The organism is Streptomyces sp. NPDC002144, from assembly GCF_053593695.1.
Genome location: NZ_JBSFDB010000054.1, coordinates 35,985 through 52,541, shown reverse-complemented (window position 1 = coordinate 52,541; position 16,557 = coordinate 35,985). Strand labels below are relative to the sequence as shown.

Here is a 16,557-nt window from a genome sequence, read left to right as displayed (position 1 = left end):
CCCGCCCCCGAGGACCCTCGCCCCCCGCTGCCGCCCGCGGCGGCCCGCAGGCTCGCGCTGCTCCTGGCCGACCGCCCCGGGACCAGTACCGGTGGCCGCAGGGGCACCGCCCCGGACCTCATGGAGTTGCTCCCGCAGTGGCTGGCGGCGGCGAACGCGCGCGGTTTCGCCCCGCCCCCGCAGGTGCTGCCCGCCCTCCTGGACGCGGCCCGCGGCCGTACGGACCTGCGTCCGGCGGCGCTGACGTTCGCGGGGCCACGCGCGACCTGGCTGGCCCGGCTCAACCCGGACTGGCGCTTCGCCCTGCGCGCGACCCCGGGCGGCGGTGCGGCGCTGCCCCGGCCGGAGGACGAGGAGCAGACGCGCAGGCTGTGGCAGGAGGGCCTGTTCGCCGAGCGGGTCGCCTTCCTCGGTGCGCTGCGCTCGCGCGAGCCCGCCGCCGCCCGCGAGCTGCTGGCGACGACCTGGTCGACGGAGCGGGCCGAGGACCGGCTGATGTTCCTCGACTCGCTGCGCACCCGGCTGGGCCCCGAGGACGAGCCGTTCCTGGAGCAGGCGCTGGCGGACCGCAGCCGAAACGTGCGCGCGACGGCGGCCGAGCTGCTGTCGGCGCTGCCGGACTCGGCGCTCGGCGCGCGGATGGCGGTGCGAGCCTGCGCGTGCGTGGCCGTGGACCGCACCCGTGAGACACCCACGATCACCGTCGAGGCCCCGCACGAGTGCGACGCGAGCATGGAGCGTGACGGTGTCGTGCCGAAGGCACCGGCGGGACGGGGTGAACGGTCGTGGTGGTTCGGCCAGTTGGTGGAGGCGGCACCGCTGCGGACGTGGTCCGCACGGCTCGGCGGCCGGACGCCCCGCGAGATCGTGGCCCTGCCGGTCGCGGACGACTGGCAGAGCGAACTGCACGGGGCGTGGTGCCGGGCTGCCGTACGGCAGCGGGACGCGGAGTGGGCGCGGGCGCTGCTGGGCGTCCCCTCGGCCCCGGAGGCCGGCGGACCGGGGGCGGTGTCCCTGGCCGAGCGCGCCAAGCTGCTCGGCACGCTGGACGCCGCCGAACGGGCCGGCTGGGTTGCCGGGTTCATCGCGGCGCACGGGCTGTCGGAGGCGTTCCAGCTGCTCGGGGTGTGCGCGGTGCCCTGGGCGGAGCCGCTCGGCCGGGCGGTGGTCGACGCCCTCAACATCGCGCGGGACGCGGGGAGTTACCCATGGAGCTTCAGCGGAGTGATGGGCCTGGCCGAACGCTGCCTGGACCCGTCGGAGGCGAGCAGGCTCGACGGCCTGCTGGCGATACCGGACGAGCACGAGGACGCGTCGCCGGGAGCGGGCGGTTACTGGGCGGAGGCGTTCCAGCGCCTGGTCACGACGTTGCGCCTGCGTGCGGCGATGGCTCAGGAGCTGGGGGCGGCCTAGGGATTCCCGCGACCCTTCGGGCGGCCGAGGGCGCGGTTCTGCGGGCCGGCGAGGGGTCTGGGGGCAGGGCCCCCAGGTCCGCGCGCCCCCACGCACCGGTACCGCACCGGGGCTCAGGCTCCGGCCGGCTGCCTGACGTTGGCCCGGACCCAGTCCACGATCGACTGTGTCGTCGCCCCGGGCGTGAAGATCTCCGCGACACCCTTCTCCTTCAGCGGGGGGATGTCCGCCTCGGGAATGATCCCGCCGCCGAAGACCAGGATGTCCTCCGCGTCCCGCTCCTTGAGCAGGTCGATCACGGCGGCGAAGAGCGTGTTGTGCGCGCCGGAGAGGATGGACAGCCCGATCGCGTCGGCGTCCTCCTGGATCGCGGTGTCGACAATCTGTTCGGGCGTCTGGTGGAGCCCGGTGTAGATGACCTCCATACCGGCGTCGCGCAGCGCCCGCGCGATCACCTTGGCCCCTCGATCGTGGCCGTCGAGCCCCGGCTTGGCCACCACCACGCGGATCGGACCGGCTGCCACACCCATCACTGCCTCCATGAAGCGACTGCATCCATTCCTACCGACGAGTACAGGGGTACCCGAATCGGCCCGGAAAGTGAACGAACGTTATCGACAGCATCCCGCAACCGGCAGTTTCGCGGTGCGGACCGAGGGGGAAATCACACGGTGGGACACGTTCATCGCGCACCGTTCCGGCGGGAACAGGCGCAACGGGAGCCGCAACGAGGTCGCCGCACCACCGCGCCGCAGGCCGCGCGTCGCGGGGGTACGGCGTTTCGGCATCGACTGGAAGGGCACGCAGGGCTCGGCACCGACCCCACGCATCCCTCAGTCGCGCCGTCGACCGTCTTCGTCGAGGCTATCCACGAGGGCACACGGGGGACACAGGCGTCCTCCTGTGTGCCGACAGGAGGTCGGCCATGACGGTCACCAAGGCGGTGCAGCCCTTTCTCCCGTTCTGCCAGCGACTGCTCCCGAGCAGGCTGGCGGGGCTCTCCCTGGCCCTGCTGAAGGCCACCGCCCTGGAACTCGCGATCCTCGCGGGCCACCTCCTGCTCTATCCCTCCGGCATCACCCCGGAACGCCGGGGACCGGCCCCCCTCCCCTCGCCCGACGGCACGGCCCAGCTGCCGACCGAGGCGAAACCCCCGGTCGTCCTGCTGCACGGCTTCATCGACAACCGCTCGGTGTTCCTGCTGCTGCGCCGCAGCCTCATCCAGCACGGCCGGCAGCAGATCGAGTCGCTGAACTACTCGCCGCTGACCTGCGACATACGCACCGCGGCGGAGCTGCTGGGCCGCCACATAGAGGAGATCTGCGAGCGCACCGGCAGCACCCAGGTCGACGTCGTGGGGCACAGCCTCGGCGGGCTGATCGCGCGGTACTACGTGCAGCGGCTCGGCGGGGACCTGCGTGTGCGCACCCTCGTCACGCTCGGCACCCCGCACTCCGGCACCCGGGTGGCGCCGCTGGCCAACGCGCACCCGATCGTGCGCCAGATGCGCCCCGGCTCGGAGCTGCTGGAGGAGCTCACCCGGCCCGCGCCCGGGTGCCGTACGCACTTCGTGAGCTTCTGGAGCGACCTCGACCATCTGATGGACCCGCTGGAGAGCGCCTGCATCGACCATCCCGACCTGCTCGCGGAGAACGTACGGGTGAGCGGGATCGGCCATCTGGCACTGCCCGTGCACCCCGCCGTCGCGACGGGGATACGCCAGGCCCTCGACGCCACGGGGTCCGGCGCCGCGGCCGCTGCCTCCACCGGTGGTCTGACGGTGGCGTGAGACCCCCGAACAGCCGAGCCACAGCCGTCGGAAAACCGCTTCACACCGACCGGACATCGAACACTCTTCGAACACAAGGCCAAACCCGCGCCCGCACTCCCCCGAAACACGGCCGAATGCCCGTTTCCTGCGCGCCCGAAACCAGTTGAAGATTGTCGCGCCCGTATACCGCCGGGTACAGTCGCCGCACTGCTCTGGCAGCCCCTGTTGTCGAGGCGAAAGAGAAGTTGGTGAACGACCGTCACCCGTCGGGGACCATGACCACCCCGGCTCCGGCTTCCGACGCCGCCGCGGCGCACTACGCGTCGTACGGCACCGAGGAGGCCCAGTACGGCGACTTCACCACGTACGGCGCCTACGACGCCAACGGTTTTCAGACCGGCGCGCACACCACCACGACCTTCGCCGCCGACCCCCTGTTCGGCAGCCTCCCCGACGACGGCACCGGCTCCTACGACAGCACCCAGTGGGCGACGGGCCACCACCAGACGCCGCACTACGACGCCTACGCGGCCCAGCACCACGCCGCCTATGACACCGGCGTGTACGAGACGGCCGCCTGGACCGGCGAGCAGCAGCACCTGTCGATGATCCCGGCGCAGGCCACCGGCCACGACGTCTCCGGGCAGTGGGACGCGAGCGCCTGGCTCCAGCCCGACCAGTCCGGCGGCGCGGCCGACCAGACCCAGCACTGGGAATGGGGCACGCAGACCTTCGACACGGGCGCGTACGACGCCACGCAGTGGAACGCCGACGCCCCGGCCGATCAAGGCGAACCGTTCGAGCAGCAGGCGACCGCCCTCTTCGAACAGGTCGAGCACGGCTCCTACGAGGAACCCGCCGAGGACGAGGGGGAGTCGACCGCCACGGGTGAGCTGCCCGCGGTGACCCCCCTGCTCGACGACCAGGAAGAGGTCACTCCCGCCCCGGCCTCACGCGCCGCCGCCCGCAACGCGGCGCGCTCCCGCCGCCGTACGCCCGCCAGGCGCTCCGCGCTGCTGACCATCGCCGTGCCCTCGGCGTGTGTGATGGGGGTCGCGGGGATCGCCGCCGCCTCGGTCGGCACCTTCTCCGGCGACGACACCTCGACCAGCGCCTCCGACGCGCCCACCGTGAAATCGGCCGTCGCCAACAACAAGCTGGACTCCCAGCTCGAGAGCCTGTCCGCCGGAGCCGACGACTTCGCCGACCGGGCCAGCCGGACGCAGGAGCGCATCGACCTCAAGGCGCAGCAGGAGGCCGAGAAGAAGAAGGCGGCCGCGGAGGCGGCCCGCAAGGAGCGGCTGCGCCCCAAGTACGTCCTGCCGGTCACCCAGCGGGGGCTCAGCGCCTACTTCGGCCAGGCCGGCGTCAACTGGATGTCCGTGCACACCGGCATCGACTTCCCCGTCTCCTACGGCACCACGGTGATGGCCGCGACCGACGGCACCGTGCGCACGCAGTGGAACAGCGCCTACGGCAACATGATGATCGTGACCGCGAAGGACGGCACGGAGACGTGGTACTGCCACCTCTCCAGCTACCGCGTCGCCTCCGGTACGACGGTGAAGGCCGGCGAGCCGATCGCGTACTCCGGGAACTCGGGCAACTCGACCGGCCCGCACCTGCACTTCGAGGTGCGCCCGGGCGGCGGAGCGCCGATAAACCCCCTGCCGTGGCTGCGCAGCCACGGACTGGACCCGACGTAAGCCGCCCAACTCTCCGACGAGCCCCCGCCCTTGGGACGGGGGCTCAGTGCGTCACAGCTTCTCGACCGGCGCGTAGCGCAGCAGCAGCCGCTTCGGCTTGGCGTCGCCGAAGTCGATCGTCGCCTCCGCGTTGCCGCCCGTGCCCTTCACGGCCACGACCGTGCCGAGCCCGAACTGGTCGTGGGTGACCCGGTCCCCGACCGCCAGCGACACCACCGGCTTCTCGGAGGTCCGGCTGGTGGCGAACCCGGGTACCCCCGACGCCGACGAGCGCGAGCGGGAGGACGACAGGGAGGCCGCGACGCCGGACGCAGGTCCCGAGGAGACGGGGGACGTGGCGCCCGTCCGCTTCCAGTCGACGTGCTGCGCCGGGATCTCCTCCAGGAAGCGGGAGGGGGGGTTGTACGACGGCTGCCCCCAGGCGCTGCGCAGCGCGGAGCGGGTCAGATACAGCCGTTCACGCGCGCGCGTGATGCCGACGTAGGCGAGCCGCCGCTCCTCCTCCAGCTCCTTGGTCTGGCCGAGGGCGCGCATGTGCGGGAAGACGCCGTCCTCCATGCCGGTGAGGAAGACCACCGGGAACTCCAGGCCCTTGGCGGTGTGCAGGGTCATCAGGGTGATGACTCCGGAGCCGTCCTCCTCCTCGTCCGGGATCTGGTCGGAGTCGGCGACCAGCGCGACCCGCTCCAGGAAGTCGGCGAGCCCCGGGGACTCCTCGCCCTCACCGGACTCCTGCTCGAACTCCAGGGCCACGGCCGCGAGTTCCTGGAGGTTCTCGATACGGGTCTCGTCCTGCGGGTCGGTGGAGGCCTGCAACTCGGCGAGGTAGCCGGTGCGTTCGAGCACCGCCTCCAGGACGGTCGCCGGGCCCGCGCCGGACTCGACGATCGTACGGAGGTCCTCCATCAGCGTGTTGAACTTCTTGACCGCGTTGGCGGAGCGCGCGGCCATGCCGTACGCCTCGTCGACGCGGCGTAGCGCCTGCGGGAAGCTGATCTTCTCGCGCTGCGAGAGGGCGTCGATCATCGCCTCGGCGCGCTCGCCGATGCCGCGCTTGGGGACGTTCAGGATGCGGCGCAACGGCACCGAGTCCTCGGGGTTGGCCAGCACGCGCAGATAGGCCAGGACGTCCCGGACCTCCTTGCGCTCGTAGAAGCGGACACCGCCGACGACCTTGTAGGGCAGGCCGACGCGGATGAAGACCTCTTCGAAGACACGGGACTGTGCGTTCGTCCGGTAGAAGACGGCGACGTCCCCGGCCTTCGCGTCACCCGCGTCGGTGAGACGGTCTATCTCGTCGGCGACGAACTGGGCCTCGTCGTGCTCGGTGTCGGCGACATAGCCCGTGATGCGCGCGCCCGCGCCGGCGTTGGTCCACAGGTTCTTGGGGCGGCGGGACTCGTTGCGCTCGATGACCGCGTTGGCCGCGGACAGGATCGTCTGGGTGGAGCGGTAGTTCTGCTCCAAGAGGATCGTCGTCGCGTCCGGGTAGTCCTCCTCGAACTGGAGGATGTTGCGGATCGTCGCCCCGCGGAAGGCGTAGATCGACTGGTCCGCGTCACCCACCACGCACAGCTCGGCGGGCGGGACGTCGTACTCGTTCGGCGGGACGTCGACGGGGTGCTCGCTCGTCCCCACCAGCTCGCGCACGAGCGCGTACTGGGCGTGGTTGGTGTCCTGGTACTCGTCGACCAGGACGTGCCGGAAACGGCGGCGGTAGTGCTCGGCGACGTCCGGGAAGGCGCGGAGCAGGTTGACCGTCGTCATGATCAGGTCGTCGAAGTCGAGGGCGTTCGCCTCGCGCAGCCGTGACTGGTAGAGGGCGTAGGCCTGGGCGAGGGTCTTCTCGAAGCCGTCGGTGGCCTGGGCGGCGAAGTCCTCCTCGTCGATCAGCTCGTTCTTCAGGTTGGAGATCTTGGCGCTGAAGGACTTCGGCGGGTAGCGCTTGGGGTCGAGGTCCAGGTCGCGGCAGACCAGGGCCATCAGGCGCTTGGAGTCGGCGGCGTCGTAGATCGAGAAGGAGGAGGTGAAGCCGAGCTTCTTGCTCTCCCTGCGCAGGATGCGCACGCACGCGCTGTGGAAGGTCATCACCCACATCGCGTTCGCGCGCGGGCCGACGAGCTGCTCGACGCGCTCCTTCATCTCACCGGCGGCCTTGTTGGTGAAGGTGATCGCCAGGACCTGGCCCGGGTGCACGTTCCGCTCGGCCAGGAGGTGGGCGATGCGGTGGGTGAGGACACGGGTCTTGCCGGAGCCGGCGCCGGCCACGATGAGCAGGGGGGCGCCATGGTGCACGACGGCCGCGCGCTGGTTCTCGTTCAGCCCGTCCAGCAGCGCCGCCGGGTCGATCGCCGGGCGGGGGGCGCCGTCGCGGTAGTAGGCGTCCCGGTCCGGCGGCACGTCGAACTTCCCGCCGAACAGGTCGTCCGGAACGGGCTCCGGTACGTGATCGTCCTCGGGCGGCGGCGGGGGTTCCTCCGCGTGCCCGCGAGGGGCCTGGAGGTCCGCCAGGAAGCTGTCGTCAAAGAGGCTGCTCATCGCTCTCCGAGTCTAGGGCGCCCCACTGACAGCCCGCGGCCGCCCTGAGAACATCGCCGGATCCCGATGCCCCGTACACGCTGCGTGGCGCGCCATCACCGCACGTGGCCGGGTGGGTGGGGCCGGTCGAAGGTCACGGAAATGTATCGGACAAATCGAACATCAACCTTCACACGGACCACACCAGTTGGCTACCGTTCGGGCAGGCCGTACGACCCCCACCGGCGAACCTCGCCGGGCCGTGCGGCCTCCGCCGAGTCCGGGGCGCCGCCGCGCAGCCGGAGCCGGGGACCCACGAGGACCTTGGGGTGAATCGGCCGGCCCCCCTTCCGGGGCCCGGGCCGTAGGGCAACCCTTCCGAACCACCCGCCCGAACCCGACAGCTAACCCGGTAGGCGGACGATGGAAGGAGTCGCCGGTCTTGGCGTCGCACCGCAAGACACGTCCCGCCGTTACGCGCGTAGCAGGCATACGCACCCCCGCTCTCGCCACGGCCGCCCTCACCTCCGTGGCCCTGCTCTCCCAGTCGGCCAACGCCGCCCCCTCGGCCGACGGCGGCCCCAGCCTCGAGGAAGTCGAGAAGAAGGTCGACGACCTGTACCGCCAGGCGGAGTCGGCCACCGAGAAGTACAACGCGGCCAAGGAGAAGACCACCAAGCAGCGCAGACGGGTCGACTCCCTGCTCAACGACGTCGCCAAGCGCGCCCAGAAGCTCAACGAGGAGCGCGAGAGGCTCGGTTCCTTCGCCGCCGCCCAGTACCGGACGGGTGCCGCCGCGCCCGACACGGCGACCTTCCTGCTCGCCGACTCCCCGCAGGACTACTTCGACCAGACGCAGCTGATGGGCCGGCTGACCGCCCGCCAGAAGAGCGAGGTCGACGACTACTTCACCGAGCAGTCCGCGACGATGAAGAAGCGTGAGGAGGCCTCCCGGAGCCTCGAGACGCTCAGCACGTCGCAGAACGATCTACAGACCGCCAAGGCCACGGTGCAGAAGAAGCTCTCCGACGCGCGCGAGCTGCTGTCGAAGCTGACGGCCGAGGAGAAGGCGCGGCTCGCGGCGATCGAGAAGAAGCAGCGGGAGGAGGCCGCGCGCAAGGCCGCGGAGCTGGCCCAGCAGCAGGCGGCGGCGCGGAAGGCCCAGGAGGGGACGACGTCCCAGGACGGCACCTCCTCCTCGGACACCGGCTCCACGGACACCACGGACTCCTCGTACGCCGCCAAGGCCGCGAAGGCGCTCGCGTTCGCCCGCGCGCAGATCGGCAAGCCGTATGTCTGGGGCGCCACCGGTCCCGGCTCCTACGACTGCTCCGGCCTCACCCAGGCCGCGTGGAAGGCCGCGGGCGTGGACCTCCCGCGCACCACCTACGACCAGGTGAACGCGGGCACCACCGTCTCCCTCGCCGACGCCCGGCCCGGCGACCTGATCTTCTTCTACGACGACATCAGCCACGTCGGCGTCTACATCGGCAACGGCATGATGATCCACGCCCCCAAGCCGGGCGCGTACGTCCGCGAGGAGTCCATCTACTACGCCGGCGAATCAATCATCCACAGCGTGGTACGCCCCGCGTGAGGCGATGACCGCGACGCACGAACGTCCTCGCGCGCCCCGGTCGGAACCGCCGGGCACACGCGGCCCTTGGCACGCCACCCGACGGTGGGATGCGCGGCGCGCGACGGTCCCCGAGCGCCCGTCGACCGAGCGCGCGGCAGGCGTGTGAGGCCGCTGCTCGCGCCGCACGGCGGTGGGATGAGCGGCGCGCGACGCTCTCTGAGCGCCCGTCGACCGAGCGCGCGGCAGGCGTGTGAGGCCGCTTCGAGCGCCACCCGGCGTTGGCATGCGGGCGCGTGACGGTCCCTGCGCGCCCGTCGACCGAGCGCCCGGCAGGCGTGCGAGGCCGCTTCGAGCGCCGCCCGGCCGTGGGGTGCGGGAGCGCGCAAACGGATGCGGGCGGTCGCCTGCCGTTGCGGTAGGCGTGGGGCGTTGTTTGTGTGCCGGTGTGCACAACCGCGCCTCGGCGCGTAGGCGTCGGTCTGCGCCCCTCTTCCGCTCCGCGCGCCCGCGCGTATTTCCTTCTGCCCGCGCGCGTGCCCTTCTCGGACTCCTGGCTGGCCTCCCTACCATCGGCCGCATGCCCGGCAGCAGCAGCCCCGTGCCCGACCGCTCCGCTCTCCTCGTCTGGTGGGCGCAGCGGCCGCCCGCGGCCGGGGCCGCCGTCATGGCGACCGGGATCCTGTCGGTCGGGCTTCAGCTGACGGGACACGAGACGGTGTCGCGGATCGCCCTCGTGCTGACCTGCGTTGGCTGGCTGGGCCTGGCGGCGGACTTCGCCGCGCGGCTGCTGTGGGACCGGGAGAGATGGCTGGCGGAGGCCGGGACGCCCGGGTCGCTCGCCGCCGTCGCAGCGACCACCGTGCTCGGCACCCGCTTCTCGGTCCTGGGATGGCACACCCTCGCGGAGGCGCTGCTCGCGCTGGCGGCCGTGCTGTGGCCGGTGCTGCTCGTGGACGTCGTACGGCACTGGCGGCGGCGCATGCCCGGCGCGGTGTTCCTGTGCTGCGTGGCCACCCAGGGGCTCGCCGTGCTCGGCGCCGTGCTCGCCGCCGCGGAGTCGACGGCGTGGCTCGCGCACACCGCGCTCGTGCTGTTCTGGCTCGGCCTCGTCCTCTACGGTCTCGCCTTCGCCCGGTTCGACCTGCGGCAGGTCGTGGAGGGCGCCGGCGACCAGTGGGTCGCGGGTGGCGCGCTCTCCATCTCGGCGCTGGCCGGCGCGAGGCTCGTGGCCGCGGACAGCCCGCCCCCGTATCTGTGGAGCGGCGACGACCGCGGTGTCCTGCGCACCGTCACCTTCGCGCTGCTCGCGCTGGACGCGGCCTGGTACGCCGTACTGCTCGTCGCTGAGGTGACGCGGCCGCGGCCCGCCTACGACGTGCGCCGCTGGGCGACCGTGTTCCCGATGGGGATGACGGCGACGGCCGTCCTGTCGGTCGCCACCGCCCTGCACGTGCCGTGGCTCAAGGGGCCGGGGCAGGTGCTGCTGTGGATCGCGGTGGCGGCGTGGCTGGCGGTCGCCGCTCAGGCCCTCGCGGCCGCCCGCGCAGGCCTCAGGTCCACAGCACCGCGATGAAGACGTTCACCGTGGTGAGCGCGCCGACCAGCCCGAACAGGCTCTTGCCCACCTTCTCCTCGTCCCGCTTCACATAGACCAGCCCGAGGATCACGACCAGCAGCGCCAGCTTGACGCCGATCTTGATGTTGTTGACGTGATGGTCGTCGGCCTGGTTGAGCCCGACCAGGATCGCGCCGGTGACCAGCATCGTCAGCGCGCCGTGCAGCATCCCCGGGACGAAGCGGGCCTCACCGCGGCCCATCGCCTTCAGCTGGGTGAGGAAGCCGCCGAGGAGCGCGGCGATGCCGACGATGTGCAGGCCGACGAAGAGGTGGATGAGTACGTCCATGAGGCCGGAGCTTAAACAGGGGCACATGGGGCCTCCGACACCGCCCCGCCTCCCCCGACCCGATCCTGCATATATGCGGCCCATAGCACCATGCCGCCCGTACGTGTCCCGAAACCGTCACTTCGGTCAGCGTCCTGCGCGAAGTCGACGGTCCTGGATCGCCGTCACGGTCGTATACGGTCACCCGTCGGTCCGCTCGCGGCAGTTCCGCACAAGGCGTTACCCCGCCGACACCGTCAGGTTTAGCGTCCTCCCCCAGGTGACCGGCTCCCCACCGCCGCCCGGGCCAGGGGCGGCAGTCGGCCACCACCGCCGAGAAGGTCCGGCGGCGGGCCGTTCCCCCTGTGCGGGCCGTCGCCGGACGCGTAAGCCGCCTCGGTACGGGGCGGTCGTACGAAAGGACGTGCAGTCCACGTGGCAGCGCACCGCAAGCCCAGTCGGCGTTCGCTCGGCGGCAACACGGCCCGCACCGCCTTCACCATCGCCCTCGCGGGCGCGGCCACCGCCACGGCCTTCGACGGGACCGGACACGCCGAGCCGAAGCTGACACCGGCGCAGGTCAAGGCGAAGGTGGACAAGCTGTACCAGGAGGCGGAGACCGCCACCGAGAAGTACGACGGGGCGAAGGAGAAGGCGGACGCTGCCGAGAAGCGGCTGTCGACGCTGCGGGACCAGGCGGCGCGCAAGACGGACAAGCTCAACTCGGCCCGGGACGCGCTGGGTTCGATGGCCGCGGCGCAGTACCGGGCCGGCGGCATCGACCCGGCGGTGCAGCTCGCGCTGTCCGACGATCCCGACCGGTACCTCGACGGGGCCGAGTTCGTCGACCGGGCGGGAACCCGGCAGGCGGCGGCCGTCGCGGACGTCCGCAGACAGCTGCTGGACATCGAGCGGTTGCGCGGAGCCGCGCGCGTGGAACTGACCACGCTGAAGTCGCGCCAGGCGGAGCTGCGGCGCCAGAAGAAGACGATCACCGGGAAGCTGGCCGCGGCCCGGCGACTGCTGGACACGCTGCCGGCCGAGGAACGCGCCCGGATCGGGGCGGACGGGGGCACGCGCGCGTCACGGTCCGGTTCGGACGCGCGGGTCGGTCTGGAGGCTCCCGGTCCCGCGACCGCCCAGGCGCCCGACTCCCGGGCCGCGGCGGCCGTCTCGTACGCCTACTCCAAGCTCGGCAGCCCCTATGTGTGGGGCGCGACCGGCCCGGGCGCCTTCGACTGCTCGGGTCTCGTCCAGGCCGCCTACCGCTCCGCGGGCCTCTCCCTCCCCCGCACCACCTACGCCCAGATCGACGCGGGCCGCCGCGTCTCGCGCTCCGAACTCCTCCCGGGCGACCTGGTGTTCTTCTACTCCGGCATCAGCCATGTCGGCCTCTACATCGGCAACGGCCGGATGATCCACGCCCCGAACCCCTCGGAGCCGGTGAAGATCGCCCCGGTCGACGAGATGCCGTTCGCGGGCGCCACGCGCGTGGTGTGAGCGCGCGTGGTGTGAGGCTCACACCAGCCGGCGTGCCGTCGCCCATCGGGTCAGCTCGTGCCGGTTGGACAGCTGCAACTTCCTGAGGACCGCCGAGACATGGGACTCGACCGTCTTCACCGAGATGAACAGCTGCTTGGCGATCTCCTTGTAGGCGTACCCGCGGGCGATCAGGCGCAGCACCTCGCGCTCGCGCTGGGTGAGGCGGTCCAGGTCCTCGTCGACCGGCGGGGCGTCGGTGGAGGCGAAGGCGTCCAGGACGAAGCCGGCCAGACGCGGCGAGAAGACGGCATCGCCCTCCTGGACGCGGAAGATGGAGTTCACGAGATCGGTGCCGGTGATCGTCTTGGTGACGTAGCCGCGGGCACCGCCGCGGATCACCCCGATCACGTCCTCCGCCGCGTCCGACACGGACAGCGCGAGGAAACGTACCGGCTGCTCGGCGTCGGCCATCAACGCGGCGCAGCGGCGCAGCACTTCCACCCCGCCGCCGCCCGGCAGATGGACGTCGAGGAGGACCACCTCGGGCCGGGTCGCGGTGATGACGGTGACCGCCTGGTCGACGTCCGCGGCCTCGCCGACGACCTCGACGCCGGTCTCGTCGGTCCGGCCGATCTCGGCCTGCACACCGGTACGGAACATACGGTGGTCGTCGACGAGGACCACGCGCACGTGCCGCTCGCCGGCGCTCCCGCCGGTCGCCTCCACGGGCTCGTTCGCCTCGGTCGGGTCGCTCATGACGTCTTCTCCGCCCTCTCCATCTCCAGCTCGACCTCCGTGCCGCCGTCCGGCACCGCGCGCAGCCGCGCCGTGCCGCCGTGGCGCTCCATGCGGCCGATGATCGATTCTCTGACGCCCATGCGGTCGGCGGGTATCGAGTCGAGGTCGAAGCCGGGACCGCGGTCCCTGACCGACACGAAGACCGTCTTTCCCTCCACCTCGGCGTAGACCTGTACCGCGCCGCCCTCGCCACCGTACTTGGCGGCGTTGACCATCGCCTCGCGCGCGGCCTGCATCTGTGCGCCGATTCTCTCGTCGAGCGGGCAGTCGCCGACGACGACGACCTCTATGGGGACACCGTGCTTGTCCTCGACCTCGGCCGCGTTGCGCCGCACGGCGTCGGCGAGGTTGGCGGGTTCGTCGGCCTCGTCCTTGCCGGTGCCCTCCGGTTTGTAGAGCCAGGTGCGCAGGTCGCGCTCCTGGGCGCGGGCGAGGCGGCGCACCTCGCCGGCGTTCTCCGCGTTGCGCTGGATCAGGGTGAGGGTGTGCAGCACGGAGTCGTGGACGTGGGCGGCGACCTCGGCGCGCTCCTGGGCGCGGATGCGCATCAGGCGCTCCTCGGAGAGGTCCTGGGTCATACGGACGAGGTACGGCCCCGCGAGGAGCGTTATCCCGACCAGCACCGCGAGCGCGGCCTGGAGGACCGAGCCGAGATGGGCGGCGGAGCCCTGCAGCACGAAGACGCCGGAGACGCCCGCCGTGACGAGGAGGACACCGCCCGCCGCGCGGAGCAGGGTGAGGGTACGGCGGCGGCTGCCGACCTCGACCCAGCGGGCCCGGCGGGCGTTGTCCGCCTGGCGCCAGACGAGGGCGACGCCCGCGCCGACGAGGACGGCGGGCCACAGGTAGGCCTTGGCGCCGCCGCTCAGATTGACGTTGCCCACGAACACCAGGGCCACCACGACCATGAGGAGCAGGGCGACGATCTGACCCCGGTCCGGCTTGCGGGCGACGAGTCTGCGACGGCCGTCGGGCGAGGTCTCGGTGCCGACGAGCGACGGGGGCCGCTGCCCGCCGACACCGCCGACGCCGAGCGGTACGAAGAACCAGAACGCGGCGTACAGCAGCGCGCCGAGGCCGTCCGCCATGAACAGGCCGACGAAGACGAGCCGCACCCAGACCACGGGCAGCCCGAGATGCCCGGCGAGACCCCGCGCCACACCACCGAGCCAGCGTCCGTCACTGCTGCGGTAGAGCTTGCGCGGCGGCCGCGGTTCGACGAGGGGCGCTGCAGCGGCTTCCGGCATGGCATCGATACTCACACGGTCGGCGGAGCCGGGCATCAGGGTCGACCCCCGAGACTCCCCTGATCTTCGCCGACTCCCCCTGATCGATCTTCGCCGTCCTCACCGTCCCGGCCCGTCGAACGCTTCCCGGGCGCCGGCTCAGGGGCGATATCAGGGTCCGGCCAGGGTCGTCCCGACTCCCGTCGGGGGCGCCCGGCCGTCACCATGGACACATGACAGATCACCAGCACGCCGCGACGGGTCCGGGACCCGGCACCGGCCCGCGCCCCGCCCCGGGCGCCGGGCCGCGGGATGCCGCACCCGCCGCGCCCCCCGGCACCCCGCCCGACGCGGGCCCGCACGCACCCGCGGGCGCGCCCGGGCAGGCGGGCGCGGGAGCGGGTGCGCGGAAACAGGGGAGCGCGGGAGCGGCTGCTGGAGCACGGGAGACCGGGGACGCGGAGAGCACGGACGCCTGGACCGACACACGCGAGGCGGGGGTCGTGGGCGGGGAGGCTGGAGCTGTTGGCGGCGACGCGGGAGCCGTAGGTCGTGACGCGGGAGCCGTAGGCAGCGACCCCGGAGCCGTAGGCGGCAGCCCCGGTGCCGTCGGTGGCGACCAAGCCCCCGCCCCCGACAAGTTCCGCCGGGACCGGCAGTTCAAGATGCTTGCCGGGGTGTGCGCCGGGCTCGGGCGGCAGTGCGACATGGACCCGGTGATCTTCCGGATCACCCTCGCCGTGCTCTCCGCGACCGGCGGCATCGGTCTGATCTTCTACGGCTTCGTCTGGCTCCTCGTCCCGTTCGAGGACGACGAGGAGAACGAGGTCCGCAAGCTGCTGACCGGCCGCGTCGACGGACAGGCGCTGGCCGCCGTGCTGTTCGCGCTGGTCGGCTGCGGAGTGTTCCTGACCATGCTGAGGAACGGCGGGGTGCTGGCCTTCGCCGTGGTCCTCTCCCTGCTCCTCGCCGGCGCCGGGTACTGGTCGCGCCGGCGCGGCGCACCCGACCCCGACCCGCTGGCCGCCCAGGCCGTCGCGGACGCCCCGCCGGAGGCGAAGGCACCACCGGCTCCCGCCGCCTACCCCTCCTGGTGGCGCGACCCGATCGTCAAGGACGGGACGCACGTCGGCGGCACCGGCTACCTCTGGGGCCCCCGCGACTCCCGCGACCAGGACATCGCCGCGGCGGTCGACATCAGCCTCGGCACCCCCTGGACCGCCCACCCGAGCCCGCGGACCCCGCGCCCGGCGGCACCCAGGCCGCGCGGCCCCCGCTGGATCGGCGGCTGGATCTTCCTGCTCGCCCTCGTGGCCGGCGGCATCGGCACCGGCACGACCTGGCACGACCACGCCCTGGGCACCAGCCTGCAGACCGGCCTCGCCTGCGCGCTGCTCGTCTTCGGCCTGGGCATCGCGTTCAGCGCGTTCCTGGGACGCACCGGAGCCGGCTCGGTCTTCCTGGCCGTCGTGACGACGGCGCTGCTCGCCGCGTCGGCCGCCCTGCCCAAGGACATCAGTACGCACTGGACACGCACGACCTGGCAGCCGGCCGCGGTGGCCGACGTCGGGACGTCGTACCACCTCGGGAGCGGTGTCGGGACTCTGGATCTGAGCCGGCTGCGGGTGCCCGAGGGGCAGACGGTGACGACGGCGGCCGAGGTGGGGGCGGGCCAGTTGAAGGTCGTCGTGCCGAAGGACGCGACCGTGAGGCTGAGCATCGACGTGGGGGTGGGCGACATCCAGTTGCCGGGCGACGAGAAGAGGGACGTGGACGTGGAGCCGGGCAAGCACAAGGACGTCACCCTGGCACCGGCCCGGGGTGCCGGGAAGGGCGGCACGATCGACCTCGATCTCCGGGTCGACGTCGGACAGGCGGAGGTGGCCCGTGCTGCGTCATGAGTTCCAGCCGGGAAGGCTGGTCGCCGGTGTCTTCCTCACACTCGCGGGGACGATGTACGCCGGTGACGCGGGCGGGTTGTGGGAGACGCCGTGGTTCGCGGTGATACCCGTCGTCACCGTCGGACTGTTCCTCGCCGGTGTGGTGGGGATGGTCAGCCGCGGGATACGCCGGCGACGGGCGGTGACGGCTCGGCGGGACGGTGCCGACAGGGAGCCGGCCGCGCATGCCTGACGGAGCGTCAACCCCGTACGGGTCGGCGCTCCGCCACCGGTGGCCCCCG

Annotated in this window: 13 protein-coding genes and 1 riboswitch; of the genes, 8 read left to right on the top strand and 5 right to left on the bottom strand. The window is 72.3% G+C overall.

What is annotated here, in order from left to right; translation table 11 throughout:
* A partial coding sequence (locus ACWCQ1_RS43705; protein ID WP_451029060.1) for a DUF5691 domain-containing protein occupies positions 1 to 1,413 on the top strand: 1,413 nt, incomplete at its 5' end.
* Positions 1,414 to 1,526: 113 nt separating this feature from the next.
* On the opposite strand, the gene ACWCQ1_RS43700 is transcribed toward ACWCQ1_RS43705, so the two are convergent.
* Positions 1,527 to 1,943, bottom strand: coding sequence for a cobalamin B12-binding domain-containing protein (locus tag ACWCQ1_RS43700; protein WP_037886971.1), 417 nt, complete (start codon positions 1,941 to 1,943; stop codon positions 1,527 to 1,529).
* 395 nt (positions 1,944 to 2,338) lie between these two features.
* Between ACWCQ1_RS43700 and ACWCQ1_RS43695 the strand changes: the two genes are divergently transcribed.
* The gene (locus tag ACWCQ1_RS43695) at positions 2,339 to 3,202 is read left to right on the top strand and encodes an esterase/lipase family protein (protein WP_133043195.1); all 864 of its coding nucleotides are present in this window, start codon (positions 2,339 to 2,341) and stop codon (positions 3,200 to 3,202) included.
* 230 nt (positions 3,203 to 3,432) lie between these two features.
* Positions 3,433 to 4,890 carry a M23 family metallopeptidase gene (locus tag ACWCQ1_RS43690; RefSeq protein ID WP_451029059.1) on the top strand — a complete coding sequence of 486 codons (1,458 nt, stop codon included), beginning with the start codon at positions 3,433 to 3,435 and terminating at the stop codon, positions 4,888 to 4,890.
* A 51-nt stretch (positions 4,891 to 4,941) separates the two neighbouring features.
* On the opposite strand, the gene pcrA is transcribed toward ACWCQ1_RS43690, so the two are convergent.
* Positions 4,942 to 7,428, bottom strand: a complete 2,487-nt coding sequence (gene pcrA / locus ACWCQ1_RS43685; RefSeq protein ID WP_451029058.1) for a DNA helicase PcrA — start codon at positions 7,426 to 7,428, stop codon at positions 4,942 to 4,944.
* Between the two features lie 241 nt (positions 7,429 to 7,669).
* Positions 7,670 to 7,841, top strand: a riboswitch (cyclic di-AMP (ydaO/yuaA leader).
* 8 nt (positions 7,842 to 7,849) lie between these two features.
* Between pcrA and ACWCQ1_RS43680 the strand changes: the two genes are divergently transcribed.
* The gene (locus tag ACWCQ1_RS43680) at positions 7,850 to 9,004 is read left to right on the top strand and encodes an NlpC/P60 family protein (RefSeq protein WP_451029057.1); all 1,155 of its coding nucleotides are present in this window, start codon (positions 7,850 to 7,852) and stop codon (positions 9,002 to 9,004) included.
* A gap of 559 nt (positions 9,005 to 9,563) precedes the next feature.
* Entirely contained in the window at positions 9,564 to 10,559 is a 996-nt protein-coding gene (locus tag ACWCQ1_RS43675; protein ID WP_451029056.1) for a tellurite resistance/C4-dicarboxylate transporter family protein, read from the top strand.
* Here ACWCQ1_RS43675 and ACWCQ1_RS43670 read toward each other — a convergent pair.
* Positions 10,537 to 10,890 (bottom strand): hypothetical protein, encoded by a 354-nt coding sequence (locus ACWCQ1_RS43670; RefSeq protein ID WP_451029055.1) that lies wholly within the window; start codon positions 10,888 to 10,890, stop codon positions 10,537 to 10,539. The two genes, ACWCQ1_RS43675 and ACWCQ1_RS43670, sit on opposite strands and share 23 nt — an antisense overlap.
* 414 nt (positions 10,891 to 11,304) lie before the next feature.
* Between ACWCQ1_RS43670 and ACWCQ1_RS43665 the strand changes: the two genes are divergently transcribed.
* Positions 11,305 to 12,369 (top strand): C40 family peptidase, encoded by a 1,065-nt coding sequence (locus ACWCQ1_RS43665; protein ID WP_358593250.1) that lies wholly within the window; start codon positions 11,305 to 11,307, stop codon positions 12,367 to 12,369.
* Positions 12,370 to 12,387: 18 nt separating this feature from the next.
* On the opposite strand, the gene ACWCQ1_RS43660 is transcribed toward ACWCQ1_RS43665, so the two are convergent.
* Together ACWCQ1_RS43660 and ACWCQ1_RS43655 are read right to left on the bottom strand one after the other, a co-directional pair.
* Positions 12,388 to 13,107: a response regulator transcription factor gene (locus ACWCQ1_RS43660; RefSeq protein WP_356762399.1), complete on the bottom strand. Its 720-nt coding sequence runs from the start codon at positions 13,105 to 13,107 to the stop codon at positions 12,388 to 12,390.
* Positions 13,104 to 14,396, bottom strand: a complete 1,293-nt coding sequence (locus ACWCQ1_RS43655; RefSeq protein ID WP_356762398.1) for an ATP-binding protein — start codon at positions 14,394 to 14,396, stop codon at positions 13,104 to 13,106. The genes ACWCQ1_RS43660 and ACWCQ1_RS43655 overlap by 4 nt, the downstream gene beginning before the upstream one ends.
* A gap of 212 nt (positions 14,397 to 14,608) precedes the next feature.
* On the opposite strand from ACWCQ1_RS43655, the gene ACWCQ1_RS43650 reads away from it, so the two are divergent.
* Both ACWCQ1_RS43650 and ACWCQ1_RS43645 read left to right on the top strand, forming a co-directional pair.
* Complete coding sequence (locus ACWCQ1_RS43650) at positions 14,609 to 16,276, top strand: PspC domain-containing protein (protein ID WP_451029054.1); 1,668 nt, start codon at positions 14,609 to 14,611, stop codon at positions 16,274 to 16,276.
* The gene (locus ACWCQ1_RS43645) at positions 16,263 to 16,508 is read left to right on the top strand and encodes a hypothetical protein (RefSeq protein ID WP_133043204.1); all 246 of its coding nucleotides are present in this window, start codon (positions 16,263 to 16,265) and stop codon (positions 16,506 to 16,508) included. The genes ACWCQ1_RS43650 and ACWCQ1_RS43645 overlap by 14 nt, the downstream gene beginning before the upstream one ends.
* Positions 16,509 to 16,557 lie beyond the last annotated feature (49 nt).